Annotated in this window: 10 protein-coding genes; 7 read left to right on the top strand and 3 right to left on the bottom strand. The window is 56.1% G+C overall.

Annotation, left to right across the window (positions count from 1 at the left end; genetic code table 11):
* Positions 1-3 precede the first annotated feature (3 nt).
* Complete coding sequence (locus tag EAW52_RS13540) at positions 4-963, bottom strand: MoxR family ATPase (protein WP_122042837.1); 960 nt, start codon at positions 961-963, stop codon at positions 4-6.
* Between the two features lie 203 nt (positions 964-1166).
* Here EAW52_RS13540 and EAW52_RS13535 point away from each other — a divergent pair, with 203 nt between their 5' ends.
* The 3 genes from EAW52_RS13535 to EAW52_RS13525 all read left to right on the top strand — a co-directional run bounded on the left by EAW52_RS13535 (position 1167) and on the right by EAW52_RS13525 (position 9273).
* Positions 1167-2027 carry a hypothetical protein gene (locus EAW52_RS13535; RefSeq protein WP_122042835.1) on the top strand — a complete coding sequence of 287 codons (861 nt, stop codon included), beginning with the start codon at positions 1167-1169 and terminating at the stop codon, positions 2025-2027.
* A gap of 3 nt (positions 2028-2030) precedes the next feature.
* Positions 2031-4139 (top strand): LTA synthase family protein, encoded by a 2109-nt coding sequence (locus EAW52_RS13530; protein ID WP_122042834.1) that lies wholly within the window; start codon positions 2031-2033, stop codon positions 4137-4139.
* A gap of 262 nt (positions 4140-4401) precedes the next feature.
* Positions 4402-9273, top strand: coding sequence for an NAD-glutamate dehydrogenase (locus tag EAW52_RS13525; RefSeq protein ID WP_122042832.1), 4872 nt, complete (start codon positions 4402-4404; stop codon positions 9271-9273).
* Between the two features lie 48 nt (positions 9274-9321).
* Here EAW52_RS13525 and EAW52_RS13520 read toward each other — a convergent pair whose 3' ends face one another.
* On the bottom strand, positions 9322-10326 hold the full coding sequence (locus EAW52_RS13520; RefSeq protein WP_122042830.1) for an alpha/beta fold hydrolase: 1005 nt from the start codon (positions 10324-10326) through the stop codon (positions 9322-9324).
* A 229-nt stretch (positions 10327-10555) separates the two neighbouring features.
* Between EAW52_RS13520 and EAW52_RS13515 the strand changes: the two genes are divergently transcribed.
* The 4 genes from EAW52_RS13515 (at position 10556) to EAW52_RS13500 (ending at position 16370) form a co-directional block, all read left to right on the top strand.
* A complete protein-coding gene (locus tag EAW52_RS13515; protein WP_122042828.1) occupies positions 10556-12814 on the top strand; it encodes an ATP-binding protein in 2259 nt (752 codons plus the stop codon).
* 10 nt (positions 12815-12824) lie between these two features.
* On the top strand, positions 12825-13286 hold the full coding sequence (locus EAW52_RS13510) for a response regulator (protein ID WP_122042827.1): 462 nt from the start codon (positions 12825-12827) through the stop codon (positions 13284-13286).
* An 88-nt stretch (positions 13287-13374) separates the two neighbouring features.
* A complete protein-coding gene (locus EAW52_RS13505; protein ID WP_122042825.1) occupies positions 13375-15792 on the top strand; it encodes a response regulator in 2418 nt (805 codons plus the stop codon).
* A complete protein-coding gene (locus tag EAW52_RS13500; protein ID WP_122042823.1) occupies positions 15789-16370 on the top strand; it encodes a biliverdin-producing heme oxygenase in 582 nt (193 codons plus the stop codon). Before EAW52_RS13505 ends, EAW52_RS13500 begins: the two co-directional genes overlap by 4 nt.
* Here EAW52_RS13500 and EAW52_RS13495 read toward each other — a convergent pair.
* Entirely contained in the window at positions 16356-17291 is a 936-nt protein-coding gene (locus tag EAW52_RS13495; protein WP_177411911.1) for a hypothetical protein, read from the bottom strand. The genes EAW52_RS13500 and EAW52_RS13495 overlap by 15 nt on opposite strands.
* Positions 17292-17540 lie beyond the last annotated feature (249 nt).

Here is a 17540-nt window from a genome sequence, read left to right as displayed (position 1 = left end):
GTGCTATGCAACGGCCACAACGTCGAGAATACGTTGCACTACGCGATCATGGTCGACGCCGGCCGCTTCGGCCTCGAAGGAGAGGATTATGCGGTGTCGCAGAACGTCAAACAGTACCGCCTGGATGTCTTCCGGACTGACGAAATCCCGTCCCGCAAGCCAGGCATGTGCGCGTGAGCAACGATCCAGCGCGATGGAGCCCCGCGGACTCGACCCATAGCTGAGCCACTGTGCCAGTTCGGTATCGAAGCGTGCCGGTGTCCGTGTCGCCATTATGAGCTGGACAAGATACTCCTCGACCGCGTCGGCCATATACAGCGAAACAACCTCCCGTCTGGCCGCAAAGATGGCCTCCTGCGTCACCTGATTAGGCGCCTTCGTTTCCCCATGTAATGCCTCGCCTCGTGCCTGCGCCAGGATCCGTCGTTCAACGCTGGCATCCGGGTAACCAATCTTGACATGCATGAGGAACCGGTCGAGCTGGGCCTCCGGCAGCGGGTAGGTTCCTTCCTGTTCGATAGGATTTTGTGTAGCCATGACCAGGAACAACGGCGGTAGGTCATAGGTGGTGCGGCCAATACTGACCTGGCGCTCCGCCATGGCTTCCAGCAGGGCGGACTGTACCTTGGCCGGTGCTCGGTTGATCTCGTCTGCCAACACGAGATGGTGAAAGATAGGGCCGCGCTGGAATTCGAAGTTACCGCTGTCGGCTCGATAGATCTCAGTACCGGTAATGTCGGCCGGTAATAGGTCCGGAGTGAATTGGATACGATGAAACTCGGCTTCCAGTCCGTCGGCGAGATCCTTGATTGCCTTGGTTTTCGCAAGTCCGGGAGCGCCTTCTACAAGAAGATGCCCGTCGGCGAGCAGTGCGATCAACAAACGCTCGATAAGCTTTTCCTGGCCCAGGATCTGGCTGGATAGGTAATTGCGTAGCAAGATCAGCGCTTCACGGTGTTCCATTAATACTTCCTGGAAAAATGGCAAGGATGAAAGCCTCGGCAGGGCGTTACTTTAATCCATTCCCATGCACTACACCTAACCTCTAGCGGCGTTTGGCTAGTACACGGAAGATCAATGGTCTTGCAAAGGCTGCAGGCGGTATTTTGACGAAATTTTGATTCCTGATCCGGCATTCTTACGCTTTTTGAACAGGCTGCGTATCAATGACGCTGAATAGGCGCGCCGGAAAGCTGGCTGCTATTGCAGGTATTGCGCTGATTGCAGCGGCCTGCGTTCCACTTTGGAAACACTTCTTCCCTGTCCAGGCCGCTAATGGCTGGGAGTACTCAATCTATCGCCAGGATATTCCTAACGTCAGTGCGCTGATCAGGGATGAGGCAGGCACTCTGTATGTAACGGAAGAGTTCCAGGATGGAAAGGGAAGAGTCATGACGCTTTCTCCCGATGGGACGCTAAATCCTTATGTCGAAGGTCTTTCCAAGCCTGATGGCCTGACGTTCTTTCAAGGGGGTGTGGTGTATAGCCAGGAGGCTGACCGACATCCCGTCATCTGGCAAAAGGGCGATCAAAGACGCGAGCTGTTCATGGGAAACGATGTCGAGGAAGTCTCAACCGACGGACACTACCTCTACGGTATCGAAGATTTGCATGGCAACGGGCGATTGCTGCGCTATGACCCAAGCACCCAGGCGGTGACCATTCTGCGGCAGGGCCTTGATCAGGCAGAAGCCGTCGCACCTTGCCCGGACGGTTCGCTGTTCTATCTCGAAAAGCAGAAGGGTGAAATCCACCAATGGCAAGCCGATGGCCAGGACCCTATAGTGCTCACCGGTTTGAATGCGCCTGGCTTCATGGTGTGTACCACAGAGGGTGTTTGGATTACGGAAGACGCTACGCACATGGCCCGGCTGCTGCTACTCGATCGGCAGGGCAGGGAGCATGTAATCCTGAGTCATCTTCGCTCTGCCCAGACCCTTCTGCCATCACCTGACGGCAGTTTTCTGCTATCCGAGCAGGGACGCAACCGCATCCTGAAACTCCAACGCACCAAAGAAGGCGCTTAGACAATGCAACAACCGGACGCCAAACGGCCCGCTAATCCAGGGCACAGGCCTATACAGCCATCCATTGCCAGTCATCTGGCCTTTACGCTGGGGAGTGCGCTGGCCTTGCTGGTCATGTTCGCCCTGCTGCGGCTGGCCTTGCTGGCTTACAATCATGAATCCATTGGCGATACGCCTGCTGGCGAGTTCATCGAGGCGTTTATTAACGGTGCTCGCTTCGACCTGCGCCTGATTGCATACATCTGTGTGCCGCTACTGCTTTCACTGCTCAGCGTGCGTGCCATGGCGGCTCGCCGACTGCACTGCGTCTGGCTCACGGTCGCTGCAAGCCTTTGCCTGTTCCTGGGTGTGGTGGAGCTGAACTTCTATCGGGAATTTCATCAGCGCCTGAACGGCTTGGTGTTCCAGTATATGCAGGAAGACCTCAAGACCGTATTTAGTATGATCTGGTACGGCTTTCCTGTTGTGCGCCTTCTACTGGCCTGGTTGGTAGCGGCGTTGCTGCTGGGATGGATGTTTCATCGTATCGAGCGGGCGACGCGGCCGAAGGTTGTCGCTTCGGACAGCACAGAAGCCCGCCCGGTTGCTTCACCTGCCTGGTATGCGCGGGGCGCGGTATTCGTGGTCTGTCTGCTGGTGGCGGTCATTGCCGTACGTGGCACGCTGCGCCATGGCCCACCGCTGCGTTGGGGGGATGCCTATACAACGGAGTCGATGTTTGCCAATCATCTAGGGCTCAATGGCACTCTGACGCTTATCAACGCGGCAGAGCACTCCTTCTCTGACCATCGGGACAACACCTGGAAAGCGACCCTGCCTGAGGATGAGGCGCTGAAGACCGTACGCAGCCTGTTGCTCACACCTCTTGATCAGCTGGTGGATGCCGATACCGCTGCCATTCGTCGCGTCTATACACCGGCGCCCGAAACCAGGCTGCCGGGTGTACGCAATGTTGTCGTCATACTGATGGAGAGCATGGCGGGCCGGTACATTGGTGCGCTGGGCAGTACGGATAACATCACGCCCAATTTCGATGCGCTAAGCAAGGACGGCCTGCTGTTTACCCGTTTCTTTTCCAACGGCACTCACACCCACCAGGGGATGTTTGCCACCATGGCCTGCTTCCCGAACCTGCCGGCTTTCGAATACCTCATGCGGATGCCAGAGGGCAGTAACAAGTTTTCAGGACTGCCGCAGATGCTCAGCCCGCGCGGCTATAATGATGTCTATGTCTACAACGGAAGTTTCGCCTGGGACAATCAGTCTGGCTTCTTTAGCAACCAGGGCATGACCTCTTTCGTAGGGCGTGACGACTTTGTCAATCCGGTCTTTATCGATCCAACCTGGGGTGTCTCTGACCAGGACATGTTTGCCCGCTCGGCTGAAGAACTCAGCAACCTCGAAAAGCAGGGCAAGCCGTTTTATGCCCTGCTGCAAACTCTTTCCAATCACACCCCTTATGCGTTGCCCAAAGACCTGCCGGTTGAACGTGTAACCGGACACGGTTCGCTGGATGAGCATCTGACAGCGATGCGCTACGCGGACTGGTCGCTGGGCCAGTTCTTTGCCGAGGCGCGCAAGCAGCCCTATTTCAAGGACACCCTGTTTGTCATTGTGGGCGACCACGGTTTCGGTGCACCGGAACAGTTGACGGAAATGGATCTTTTCCGCTTCAACGTACCGCTGCTGCTGATTGGGCCTGGCGTACAGGAAACCTTTGGCAGCCGCCGCGATACGGTCGGTAGCCAGATCGACATAGTGCCCACCATCCTCGGGCGTTTGGGCGAACCGGCCCGCCATCAATGCTGGGGTCGGGATTTGCTGGACCTGCCCGCAGGTGATCCTGGCGTTGCGGTTATCAAACCGTCAGGTGGCGAACAGACCGTAGCCATCGTGTCGGGTGACAACATTCTGGTGAAGCCCAAGGACCTGAACGCACGCCTGTACCGATACGAATTGGGTGCTACCCATCACGCGGAAGTGCTTAATGATTCAGACAAGGCCTCTGCCATGCAGCACAAGCTGGATGCCTTCCTGCAAACCGCAACCGACAGCCTTTTGAATAACACGACCGGTGTGACGCCGGCGACCCAGATTCCCTCCTCGAAATAATCGTTCTGGCGCAGCGGCAAACGCTGCGCCATTCCTTTCCCAAACCCCATCTGCAACAGGTATGAACGAAGATGTCGCGGCACCGAATGCAGCGGCGGCAGCTTCGTTTTAAGCTTTTACCCGGCTGAAGTCGCTGCTGCCAAAAATGTCAGGGGCTTCAGTTGCAATAAAGTTGAACTCGAGCTGAACACCCTGGGTCCTCGTCCTTGTATGTAGGCACCAGGCGTGCAAAAAACGAATAAAGCCCAGATGGAGTACAACCATGGCGTTTTTTACCGCTGCCAGCAAAGCGGACTTTCAACACCAGTTACACCTTGCTCTTGCTCAGCATGTGGACGAGCCGACGCTCTCCAGGCTGACACCCTTCGCTGACCAGTTCTTCGGAATTGTCGCGTTGGAAGAACTGACCCAGCGCCGTCTTTCGGACCTTGTTGGTTGTGTACTCTCGGCCTGGCGCTTGTTGGAGCGTTTCAATCCGGCTCAGCCGCAGGTCAATGTATTCAACCCTGAATACGAGCGGCATGGTTGGCAGTCTGCCCACACGGCGGTAGAGGTCCTGCATGCCGATATCCCGTTCCTGGTTGACTCGGTCCGCATGCAGATCAATCGATCCGGACACAGCGTACATACCCTGCAGAACAGTGTGCTGAGCGTACGCCGTGATGAGACAGGCCGTCTGCTGGAGGTACTGCCCAAAGGTACCCAGGGAGAGGGAGTTAGCCAGGAATCAGTCATTTTCCTTGAGATCGATCGCTGTGCTTCAGCCAGCGACATGAAGGTGCTTGAATCAGCCCTGCTTGAAGTGCTGGGCGAGGTACGCCTGGCCGTGAACGATTTCAACCCCATGAAACAGCGTGTAGCGCATCTGCTTGATCAGCTGGATACCATGGCGGGGCCAAATGTGGCAGCAGAAGAGCTGGACGAGGTGAAGACCTTCCTGGCCTGGCTCAACGATAACCACTTCACGTTCCTGGGATATGAAGAATTTACCGTCGAGAACGAGGGTGAAGGTGGTCGTATTTTCTATGACGAGTCCTCTCTGCTGGGGCTTTCGCGGCAGCTGCGCATAGGCCTTACTGCCGAAGACGCTCATATCCAGACCGAGTCGCTGCAGTATTTCCGCGAGCCTTTGCTGCTCTCGTTTGCCAAAGCTGCGTTGCCAAGCCGTGTACATCGTCCGGCCTATCCCGATTTTGTCTCTATCCGTCAGTGCGACGAACAGGGGCATGTCATTCGTGAACACCGGTTTATGGGGTTATATACCTCCAATGTCTATAACCAGAGCGTCGAAGCCATTCCCTTTATCCGGCGCAAGGCGGCGGAAGTCAGACGTCGGGCCGATTTCGGTGCCAGTGCGCACTTGGGCAAGGAACTGGCGCAGGTGCTTGAAGCACTGCCCCGTGATGATCTCTTCCAAACACCGGTAGATGATCTTTTCGCCACGGCGATGTCCATTGTGCAGATCCAGGAGCGCAACAAGGTTCGCGTCTTCCTGCGCCGCGATCCCTACGGACGCTTCTATTACTGCCTGGCCTATGTACCGCGCGACATCTATTCCACCGAGGTCCGTCAGCGTATGCAGCAGATCCTTATGGAGCGCTTGCATGGCACCGACTGCGAGTTCTGGACCTATTTCTCCGAATCCGTTCTGGCGCGTGTTCAGTTCATCCTGCGTATCGATCCGGGCCAGAAGCCGGAAATTGATCCTTCGCGTATCGAAAAGGAAATGGTGCAGGCGTGCCGGTCCTGGAAGGACGACTATGCGAGTCTGATCATCGATACCTTGGGCGAGGCGCAGGGTACAGCTGTACTGGCCGATTTCCCTCAGGGTTTCCCGGCCGGTTATCGTGAGCGTTTCGCGCCGCATCTGGCGGTGGTGGACATGCGGCATCTGCTGAACCTGTCGGAAAGCCGCCCACTGATCATGAGCTTCTATCAGCCGCTCGGTTACAGCGGCGGCGACAATGTCCTGCATTGCAAGCTCTATCATGCGGATACGCCGCTGGCCTTGTCGGATGTGCTGCCAATCCTTGAGAACCTTGGTCTGCGCGTATTGGGGGAGTTTCCTTATCACCTGCGCAAGAAAGATGGGCGCGAATACTGGATCCACGATTTTGCCTTTACCACGGTGGCAGGGTTGCATGTAGACCTGCAGCAGCTCAACGACACGTTCCAGGATGCGTTCATTCATATCGTCAATGGCAGCGCCGAGAATGACTCCTTTAACCGGCTGGTCCTGACGGCCGGGCTGCCCTGGCGTGATGTGGCCCTGCTGCGTGCCTACGCGCGTTACCTCAAGCAGATTCGCATTGGGTTCGACGTTGGCTACATTGCCAGTACGCTGAACAATCATGTGGACATTGCACGCGAGCTGACACGCCTGTTCCGTATGCGCTTCTATCTGGCGCGCCGCATGAGTCCGGAAGATCTGGAAGACAAGCAACAGCGTTTGGAGCAGGCAATCCTTGCAGCGCTGGATAACGTGGCAGTGCTCAACGAAGACCGTATCCTGCGTCGTTACCTGGATCTGATCAAGGCAACGCTGCGAACCAACTTCTACCAGCCAGACGAAAATGGCCAGCCCAAGGGCTATTTCAGCTTCAAGTTCAATCCGCGTGCAATTCCCGAACTGCCCAAGCCTGTACCGCGATTTGAGATTTTCGTTTACTCGCCACGTGTGGAAGGCGTCCACCTGCGAGGCGGCAAGGTTGCTCGTGGCGGTCTGCGTTGGTCGGATCGGGAAGAGGATTACCGTACAGAGGTGCTGGGCCTGGTAAAGGCGCAGCAGGTCAAGAACTCGGTAATCGTACCGGTAGGGGCAAAAGGTGGATTCGTACCGCGGCGTCTGCCTGTAGGCGGTAGCCGGGATGAGATCCTGGCCGAGGCAATTGCGTGCTACCGCATCTTCATTTCCGGTTTGCTGGATATCACGGACAACCTGAAAGAAGGCGAAGTCGTTCCGCCGGTGGGTGTTGTGCGTCAGGACGATGACGATCCCTATCTGGTCGTGGCAGCCGATAAAGGCACGGCGACCTTTTCGGACATTGCCAATGGTATCGCAGCTGAATACGGCTTCTGGCTGGGTGATGCGTTCGCTTCTGGCGGTTCGGCAGGTTATGACCACAAGAAAATGGGTATCACGTCGCGTGGTGCCTGGGTCAGCGTACAACGGCATTTCCGTGAGCGGGGCATTGACGTCCAGAAAGACCCGGTCACTGTACTAGGGATCGGCGACATGGCCGGCGATGTCTTTGGTAACGGCCTGCTGCGCTCGGAAAGCCTTGAGCTGGTAGCGGCATTCAACCATCTACATATTTTTATCGACCCAAACCCCGATGCTGCCCGCAGCTTCGCCGAGCGCCAGCGTCTGTTTGACCTGCCACGCTCCAGCTGGACGGACTATGACGCCAGCCTGATTTCCGAGGGTGGCGGCATTTTCTCGCGTAGTGCCAAGCGAATTGAAATTTCGCCGCAAATGAAGGAACGCTTCGATATCCAGGCCGATCAGCTGACGCCTAACGAGCTGATTCATGCACTGCTCAAGGCTCCGGTCGATCTTATCTGGAACGGCGGTATCGGTACTTACGTCAAGGCCAGCTTCGAATCCCATGCGGATATCGGAGACAAGGCCAACGATGCGCTACGGGTGAACGGCAACGAGCTTCGCGCCAAGGTGGTAGGTGAGGGCGGTAACCTGGGCATGAGCCAGCTGGCACGGGTCGAGTATGGTCTCAATGGTGGCGCGTGCAATACCGACTTCATTGATAATGCCGGCGGCGTGGACTGCTCTGACCATGAGGTCAACATCAAGATTCTCTTGGGCGATATGGTGTCCTCTGGCGACATGACCCTGAAGCAACGCAATCAGCTCATGGGCGAGATGACCGATGAGGTTGGTGAGCTGGTCGTCAACAACAATTACATGCAAACCCAAGCGCTGTCTCTGGCGGAGCGTCGTGCACGGACGCATCTCATGGAGTACAAGCGTCTCATCGTGGACCTGGAAGGCCGTGGCAAGCTTGACCGCGCATTGGAATTCCTGCCTTCTGATGATGTTCTGGCAGAGCGCGCGAGCCAGGGCATAGGCCTGACCCGTGCCGAGCTTTCGGTGCTGATCTCCTACAGCAAGATCGATTTAAAGGAGCAGTTGCTCAAGTCGAGCGTGCCGGACGATGAGTACCTTAGCCGCGACATGCATACTGCGTTCCCGCAGCGCCTGACTGAGGAATTTGGCGAGGCGATGCAGCGGCATCGTCTGAAGCGCGAGATCGTGAGTACTCAGATCGCCAACGATCTGATCAACCATATGGGTATCACTTTTATCCAGCGCCTCAAGGAATCTACTGCCATGAGCGCGGCGGATATCACGCGTGCCTATGTCGTGATGCGTGATGTCCTGCATCTACCTCATTGGTGGCGTCAGATCGAAGCGCTGGACTATAAGGTTCCGGCAGATGTTCAGTTGAGTCTGATGGATGAGTTGATGCGCTTGGGGCGTCGTGCGACGCGCTGGTTCCTGCGCAGCCGTCGCGGTGAGCTGGATGCTGCGCGTGATGTTGCTCACTTCGGGCCACGTGTTGCTGCGCTGGGCGTTCGTTTGAACGAACTGCTCGAGGGCGAGCCACGCAGCCAGTGGGAAGGGCGGTATCAGCATTACATCGATCAAGGTACGCCGGAGCTACTGGCGCGTGTGGTGGCGGGTACGACGCATATCTACACGCTATTGCCCATCATCCAGGCGGCTGACGTGACCGGCCATGACCCAATTCAGGTGGCCTCGACCTGGTTCGCTGTTGGCAATGCGCTCGACCTGACTTGGTATCAGCAGCAGCTCAACGAATTGCCGGTTAAAAACGCCTGGCAAGCACTGGCGCGTGAAGCGTTCAGGGACGAGTTGGATGCACAACAGCGTATCATCACGATTGCGGTTTTGCAGATGCCCGAGGCACCTGAAGATAGTGCTGCGCGACTGGCCCTGTGGATGGAACACAACCGTGCCATGGTGGAACGCTGGAGAGGCATGCTCAGTGATGTGCGTGCCGCCAGCGGAAAGGATTTCGCCATGTATGCGGTGGCAACCCGTGAACTGATGGATTTGGCTAGTCTGGGCTCTGCCACGAGTTCGACGATGTAAGTCGCACCATCGATAAAAAACCCCGCCTCGGCGGGGTTTTTTATAAGCTTATTTAATTTCAGCCAATCCTTTGAGCAGTGCCTTGTGAAAACGCTCAGGATCCTGGATTTGTGGCGCATGTCCCATGTCATCAAATTCGACTAGTGTGGCATGGGGAATTGTCTTGGCTGTCTGCTTGCCTAGGATCGTATAGTCACCCAGTGCCTTTTGTGCTTCTGGAGTGGCTGCGTCCTTGCCAATGGCGGTATTGTCCTTGGTGCCTATCATGAGCAGGGTTGGCATGCGCAGCTGATCGAATTCATAGACCACAGGCTGGGTATAGATCATGTCGTACAGCAGGGCCGAGTTCCAGGCTACGACCTGCTTGCCTTCACCACGATACAGCCCGGCCAGCATATCGACCCAGCGATCGTATTCAGGCTTCCACTGGCCGGCGTAATAGGTGTTCTGCTCGTACTTGCGGATACCTTCGGCGCTTGTTTTCAGCTCCCGCTCGTACCATTGGTCAACACTACGGTAAGGCACACCTTTGGTCTTCCAATCTTCAAGTCCAATGGGGTTAACCATGACCAGTTGCTCGACCTGGCTGGGGTAGAGCAGGGCATAGCGGGTAGCCAGCATGCCGCCGGTGGAATGACCTAAAACTGTGACCTTGTCTACACCCAGATGCTCGAGAAGCGCGTGAGTATTCACCGCCAGCTGCTGAAAGGTATATTGATAGTGTTCAGGTTTGGTGGATTTACAAAAACCGATCTGGTCCGGTGCTACGACCCGATAACCGGCCCCGCTCAGTTGGGCTATGGTCGTTTCCCAGGTTCCGGCACAAAAGTTCTTTCCATGCATCAACACCACGGTACGCCCGTTAGGTGTTGCGGTAGGCTTTACATCGATGTAAGCCATTTCCAGGCGTTGATTTTGGGATGTGAACTCAAACTCACTTACCGGGTAAGCGTATTCGAAACCTTCCAGGCGTGGACCATAGGCGGCATCGGCAGCCAATGCCGAATGTGTCAGGGTAGCTAGCAGCAAAGCAGGGGCGAGGCGCGCGAACATGGATAACTTGCTCCTTGGGATAATTCAGCCGTTTCGACTTACCCTAGGCAACTAATAGTTCCGCAGTCCACCAGCACTGTTTGACAAGACATGTACAACAGGAAAGCTCTAGCAGACGGATCACAGATTTTTAGCGATATCCCGATCAATCACACTTGTACAATAACGTACCTATGCAGGCACAATAGGCATAGACAAATTATCCATACGTAACGACAGGAGAGGATGCTTGGCCGTCGCCAACAATTCCAGTTCCTCGCTTCCAGCCAGCACGCTGACGGAATGTGCGAAAGAACCAATACACATTCCCGGTAGCATCCAGCCACATGGATTTCTGCTGGCCCTGAGCGAGCCGAGCCTGACGATTACTCAGGTTAGCCAAAACGTACAGGATTATCTGTGTGCCAGCCCTGCCGATCTGCTAGGGAAGTGCCTGAGTGATTTTCTGCCAGAAACGGATCTGTCCGAGCGGCTGAAAGAGCTGGTAGTCGAAGACCACAATCCCTTCTATCTAGGTGATGTGACCTTGCGGCTTGGCGACAACAGCTATCGTTTTGCCATGTTCGTGCATCGTTTCGATGATGTATTAATCGCCGAGTTCGAAGCGGCCGGTACGGCGGCAATGGCCTACACGACGATGTACCCGTTGGTGCGTACCTTTGTCGAGCAGCTGCAGCATGCCGAGTCCATTGAGGCGCTTTGCCTGCTGGCGGTGCGAGAGGTCAAGCGCATTACACAGTTCGGTCGCGTACTGGCATATCGCTTCGATCACGGCGGCCATGGCCAGGTAATTGCCGAAGAGGCAGACGAGGGCTACGATCGCTACCTTGGCCATGTTTTTCCCGAGTCTGATATTCCGGCTCAGGCGCGTCGGCTTTATCTTGAAAACCGGATTCGCGTCATTCAGGACGCCCACTACGAGCCCTCTATCATCGAGCCTTCCGTTAACCCGGAAACGGGGCGCCCGCTGGACCTGAGCTTTGCAATGCTACGCAGCGTATCGCCAGTGCATGTCCAATACATGCGTAACATGGGTACGCAGGCCTCGATGTCCATTTCCATTCTGGTGGATAACGAGCTCTGGGGGCTGATTTCCTGCCACGATGCCGAGCCAAAGTCAGTGAACTTCCAGAAGCGCACTGGCTGCGAACTCCTGGGACGTATGCTGTCCTTGCAGATCGAGGCTGGTGAATCTCACAAGTTATCCGATCGCCGCCTGTCGCTTCGGCAGATGATCGTGCAGTTGCTGGCCGCGATGGCTGACCGCGACAGTGTTATCGAGGGCATCGCTGAAGTACCCGATATTTTCCTCCGGTTCGCCAGTGCGTCGGGTGGTGCTATCGTATCCGCTGAGCGCTGCGACCTGATTGGTCAGACGCCCCCGCGTTCGGTCGTCGAGTCGTTGGTGATGTGGCTCTCGACACATGTTGAAGATGATTTCCATACCAACAATGTGACACGCGATATTCCCGAACTGGAATTGGGCGGCTATGTTGCCGGTTTGCTGGCGGTGCCGATTTCCGAGCTTCACTCCCATTACCTGATCTGGTTCAGGCCAGAGCAGGTTCAGGTCGTCAACTGGGCCGGGCCGCCGCATAAGGCGGTGCAGGACGACGGGATGCTCAATCCCCGCCTGAGCTTTAGCACGTGGCAGGAAACCGTCCGAGGCTTCTCGTTGCCGTGGGACCCGCTGGAGGTCGAGGGCAGCATCGAGCTGCGTAACGCCGTTCGCGGTATCGTCTTGCGCAAGGCTGAAGAGTTGGCCGAACTGGCAGAAGAGCTCAAGCGAACCAATAAGGAACTTGAAGCCTTTTCCTACAGCGTCTCACATGACTTGCGTGCACCTCTTCGGCACATTGCCGGTTATGCAGAATTACTCAATGACTTTGAGGGCGACAAGCTCTCTGATCGCGGCGCACGCTTCCTTGAGAACATCGGCGTTTCAGCACGTTTTGCCGGAACCCTGGTTGACAACCTGCTGAGCTTTTCCCAGATGGGAAGGGCTGCGATCCGCTATTCCGATGTCAATGTCGCAGCCTTGATCGAAGCGATTCGTCAGGAGATGGCGCCTGACTTTGCTGGGCGCAACATCGAGTGGAAGGTCGAGCCATTGCCAATGGTGATTGCAGATGCGGCTTTTATTCATCTAGCGCTCCGCAATCTGATTTCCAACGCAATCAAGTACACCCGCAACCGCGAGCAGGCTGTCATTGAGATTGGCGCAGAATCAACTGACAAGGAAGACATTTTCCATGTCAGGGATAATGGGGTCGGGTTCAACATGGATTACGTGGGCAAGCTGTTCGGCGTCTTTCAACGACTGCATCATATGGACGAGTTCGAAGGCATCGGTATCGGCCTCGCCACCGTCCGCCGTATCATAGAGCGCCATGATGGCAGGGTCTGGGCTAAGGGCGAGCCGGGCGCAGGTGCCACGCTCTATTTTGCTTTACCGAAACAACGCCCCCTTTCCACACAGAAACGTTGAGACTCCTTCTATGCTTAAGCCGATTCTTCTGATCGAGGATAATCCGCACGATCTCGAGCTGACGTTGGTTGCGCTTGAACGGAGCCAGTTGGCCAACGAGGTCATTGTTCTGCGCGACGGTGCCGAGGCGTTGGACTATCTCATGCGTCGGGGTGCTCATGCTGAGCGACTCGAGGGAAATCCGGCGGTAATGCTGCTGGACTTGAAATTACCCAAGGTCGATGGCCTTGAGGTGCTCAAAGAAGTGCGTGATACCCCGGCATTGCGCAGCATACCGGTTGTAATGCTGACTTCTTCTCGGGAGGAGCCTGATCTGGAGCGGGCCTATCAGCTCGGTGTCAATGCTTATGTGGTAAAACCTGTCGAGTTCCGTGATTTCGTAGCGGCCATCAGCGACCTAGGCATCTTTTGGGCTGTGCTCAACGAGCCGCCACCCGGTTCGTTCCGTCTAACCCGTCGCCCTGGCTCATAGAGAGGTCCTTATCAAATCCTATACTGCAGATGACCCGAACGGCCTGATTTCACGTTCCATGCTCGTGGAACCTGCTCGGCGAAGCAATATGTCCTTACCGAAACGCATCAAGATATTGTTGGTCGAGGATAGCAAGCTCGACGTCGAGCTGATCCTTATCGAACTGGAGCGCAACGGCTTTAGTCTTGAGCCGACGGTTGTGTATGACCGAGCGGGGCTTGACGCGGCACTGTGCGGCCAGCCGTTCGATCTTATCCTGTCGGATATCATCCTGCCTGGCTTCTCTGGAGCCGAGGCGCTCAAGGTGGCGCGCGTAGTGGCTCCCGATACGCCGTTCATCTTTGTTTCCGGTATTTTCGGTGAGGCACATGCCGTTGAGATGATGCGCCTGGGCGCGAATGACTACGTGCTCAAACAGAGTCTGGAGCTGCTTTCTACTTCTGTAGAGCGTGCATTGACTGTTGTGCATGAACGAAGGGAGCGCCGCAAGGCCGAGGAGGCTCTGCAAACGCTTGAAGTGCGCTCCCGGCTGGCAATCGATGCGGCGCGCCTGGGCATGTGGGAGCTTCAACCCGAGACCAACTGCCTGCTGTGGGACGAGCGCTGCAAGGCCATGTTCGACTTGCCTTCGGACGCACAGGTCGATTTGGAGTTGTTTGCTCGACTGGGGCATCCGGACGAAGTCCAGAAGATGTTTGACGCGGTCCGCCGTGCTACCGAGCACAGCAATGATCAGGAATATCATGCGGAATACCGGATTTCTCTCCCTACTGGAGGACAGCGCTGGATCGAGGCGAGAGGCAAGGCATTCTTCGAGGATGGCATCTGCACCCGCCTGCTCGGGGTAATGATGGATATCACCCAGCAGAAGCGGGCCACCGAAGCGCTGGAGCAACTCAATACCTTGCTGGGCGAACGTGTACAGGAACGTACACGCGAGCGCGACCGTACCTGGGATCTGTCACGAGACCTGTTGATCGTAACCGGATCACAAGGTCGTCTGTTGGCATTGAACCCGGCCTGGGCTGAGACCCTAGGATGGGATCGCCAGGCCTTGATCGACAAGCCGTTCATTGAGCTGGTGCATAGTGATGATCGCAGCATTACCCAAGCTGAGCTGAACAGTGTCAGTAACGGCCGGATAACCAACCGGTTCGTTAATCGTATTCAGCATCGAGACGGCAGCTATCGCTGGATTTCCTGGACGGCTGTGCCCGAAGATGGAAAGTTGTATGGCTCGGGGCGCGACATCACCGCCGAAGTGGATGCCATGGAAGAACTGGCGACAGCCAACCGGCAGTTGCGTGAGCAGATCAATGAGCGGGAGCGCGTAGAGGCGACGCTGCAGCAAATGCAGCGCCTGGAAGCCGTGGGTCAGCTTACGGCCGGTGTTGCGCATGACTTCAACAATCTATTGACTGTCATTCTCAGCAGTGCGGCGTTCATGGGGCGCGATCTGGAAAAGGGCACTTTAGAAAAATTGCCTTCGCGTTTGCAGAATGTTCGCGAGGCGGGAGAACGAGGCGCCAAGCTGATTGGTCAGTTATTGGCGTTTTCACGACGCCAGCGCCTTGCGCCAAAGCCTGTTGAATTGAACGAGACGGTCAATAGCATGCTGGCCTTGTTGCAAAGCACCATGGGCGGCAGCGTCTGGATTGAGACCTCCCTGGAGCCGGGGCTTTGGCATGCCTTGGTCGATCCGACCCAGATCGAGTTGATCATCCTGAATCTGGCAATTAATGCTCGGGATGCCATGAGCGTAGGCGGGTCGCTGCGTCTGACCACGGCCAACCAGACGATTACAGCCGCACCTTCGCGACCGGAAGAGCCGGAGCCGGGCGATTACGTCATGATGTCCGTGCGGGATTCTGGCACGGGTATGACAGACGAGGTGCTGGCCAAGGCATTCGAGCCGTTCTTCACTACCAAGGAAGTAGGCAAGGGGTCTGGCCTGGGGCTTGCTCAGGTGTTTGGTTTTGCCAAGCAATCCGGTGGTGGAGTGCGCATCGAAACCGAATTGGGTGTAGGCACCGAAGTCAAAGTATTTCTACCTCGCGCCGAGGTGGAGTTGGATGATGCGGCGTCGGATACCCAGGCAGCCTCCGAAAGTCGCATGGATGGACCCAGACGTACGATCCTGCTGGTTGATGATGACAGTGCCGTTCGGGAGGTTACCTCAACGCTGCTTCAGGAGCTGGGATATAGCGTCATCGAGGCGCAAAACGGTTTTGCTGCATTGGCGGTGATAGAGCGTACGGCCAAGATTGATCTGTTGCTGGCTGACTTTGCCATGCCGGGCATGAACGGCGCCGAGCTTGCCCGAACGTTGCGCCAACGCCAGCCCGATCTTCCGGTAGTCTTCATTACCGGATACGCCGAACTCGGCGAGTTGGACGAGCAGGAATATTTCATCGTACCCAAGCCCTTCCGAGAGAATGACCTGGCGAACAAGGTTCATTCAGCCCTGAAAGGCTCCAATCCCTTGAAAGTAGTACAGCAGACATGAGTACGTCCTCTATTCGTGAGCGTTTACGACAGGCCGGTGGCGAATTACATCAGCAGGTGGACGCCTTGTTTTCGTCCTATCGACTAACGGATCTGGATGGCTACCAGACGTTTCTGGTTGCCCATGCATGGGCCTTGTTTCCCATGGAGGAGATGCTTGAGTCCTCCGGCATCGAAGCGATGATGCCTGACTGGAAGCAGCGTCGGCGTCGGTTTGCGTTGGCCGAAGACTTGGCCGTGCTGGGTGTGTCTGTACCTGAATATAAGCCTTTGCAGGCCTGCAGTAATGAGGCCACCCTTTGGGGATATGCTTATGTGCTTGAAGGGTCACGGCTCGGCGGCAAGATGATTGCCCGTTATGTGGCTGGTAGTGATGAACCATTGGTTCGGGCTGCAACTCATTATCTGAGTCATGTTCCTGACTCCGGGCCGGCCGGATGGCCTGCTTTTCTGGCAGAGCTGGAGCATCGGGCGGTACATTGGAAAGAAGACGATCTCTTCACCGGTCAATCTCAAGCCTTTGGCTTGTTTTTACAGGCAGGGCAACGCTTTCAACCGGTCGCCTCAAGCATCGCCTGATTCTTCAGGCGGTAACGGCGCTGTGGGTGTCCTTTCATCAGGAATCGCTCCAATCTGGCGTAGGCGAACCAACAGATCGGGAGCGCCTGCCAATTTGAGTCCCTGACCTAGCGCATCGCTTAACGGTGACTGACGGGGCAGCAGAAGCCATTCTAGCTGCTCCGGGTGTCCGGGAAGAGTAAGTCGGGCATAGGGAATGGCGTTATCAATCAGTAGTTTTACAAACCCTCGCTCGTTCCAGCACTCCGAGGGTACGGCAAGTACATGGAAGGCTTCACCGAGTGTCTCTACCGCAGCCGGATCGAGCTGATAGGTCGTCAATTCTGCGGGCAGTAGATATTCAAGGCCTCTTAAGCGTGCATAGGCTACTGCGCCTGCAAAAGCGCAAACCTGCTGCTCATCGCCATACCAGAACAACCGTGAGCCGCGCCAGCTTGCTTCACGAAGCTGCAGTGAAAAGTGGTTTCCTGCCAGGGCCTGGCCCAGTGTGGCCTTAAAGTCGCGATAACTGATAATGCGTACATGGCGGCGACAGTAGGGTGTAGCGGCCAGCTCTTCAAAGCTGCTCGCCGAGACCATGCTGACGGCGGGATGGCGTGTATAGACGCCGTTGATCCAGCGCAGGTCGAAGCTGGAGTAGTTGATCTGCCGCGTCTTGATGAGCTGGCTGAGAAGCTCATAGGCAGGCGCCTTGTCTTCCTGAACCGGACCTGAAAGTGCTCCACGTGACAGGGAGATCAATTGATACAGGGGAAGCCCTTCATCCCACCAGATGCTTTCGACATCCTCTGGGAGTGGCTGAAAATCAAGATCCAGACGGCTGGCGCGATGCAGCACTCGACTGGCCGACTGGCCAAGTCTCAAGCGCTGGGTAAGCGCCATGAACCGAGCGCTGAGGCTTAACGCATTCCGCTGGCTCATTTTCCCTCCGTGGGGCAATTCACTGGCGCTCCATTTGTATCCAAAGACCCGCTGGCTAACGGTGGGCCATCGGACTCTGCCGATTGATAAAGATTCACTGATTGCACTAACAATTAACTATGGCATGCACAGAAAAGTCTGCGCGTTTTTCTTCCGAACGGTTGGGACTAACCCGAGGAAGTGGACCACAAGTTGAAAGGCACCAGATAAATACGAGCAGGTTTTGAAAAATACTCTTTTTATTCTGAC

This window comes from Pseudomonas sp. LTJR-52, assembly GCF_003691465.1.
GTDB classification, from domain to species: Bacteria; Pseudomonadota; Gammaproteobacteria; order Pseudomonadales; family Pseudomonadaceae; genus Chryseomonas; species Chryseomonas luteola.
This window is presented reverse-complemented; position numbering and strand designations above follow the sequence as displayed.

Excerpts from the sequence above, each read along its gene's own strand:
- EAW52_RS13540 (WP_122042837.1), bottom strand. The coding sequence starts at position 963 with ATGGAACACCGTGAAGCGCTGATCTTGCTACGCAATTACCTATCCAGC.
- EAW52_RS13535 (WP_122042835.1), top strand. The coding sequence starts at position 1,167 with ATGACGCTGAATAGGCGCGCCGGAAAGCTGGCTGCTATTGCAGGTATT.
- EAW52_RS13530 (WP_122042834.1), top strand. The coding sequence starts at position 2,031 with ATGCAACAACCGGACGCCAAACGGCCCGCTAATCCAGGGCACAGGCCT.
- EAW52_RS13525 (WP_122042832.1), top strand. The coding sequence starts at position 4,402 with ATGGCGTTTTTTACCGCTGCCAGCAAAGCGGACTTTCAACACCAGTTA.
- EAW52_RS13520 (WP_122042830.1), bottom strand. The coding sequence starts at position 10,326 with ATGTTCGCGCGCCTCGCCCCTGCTTTGCTGCTAGCTACCCTGACACAT.
- EAW52_RS13510 (WP_122042827.1), top strand. The coding sequence starts at position 12,825 with ATGCTTAAGCCGATTCTTCTGATCGAGGATAATCCGCACGATCTCGAG.
- EAW52_RS13505 (WP_122042825.1), top strand. The coding sequence starts at position 13,375 with ATGTCCTTACCGAAACGCATCAAGATATTGTTGGTCGAGGATAGCAAG.
- EAW52_RS13500 (WP_122042823.1), top strand. The coding sequence starts at position 15,789 with ATGAGTACGTCCTCTATTCGTGAGCGTTTACGACAGGCCGGTGGCGAA.
- EAW52_RS13495 (WP_177411911.1), bottom strand. The coding sequence starts at position 17,291 with ATGAGCCAGCGGAATGCGTTAAGCCTCAGCGCTCGGTTCATGGCGCTT.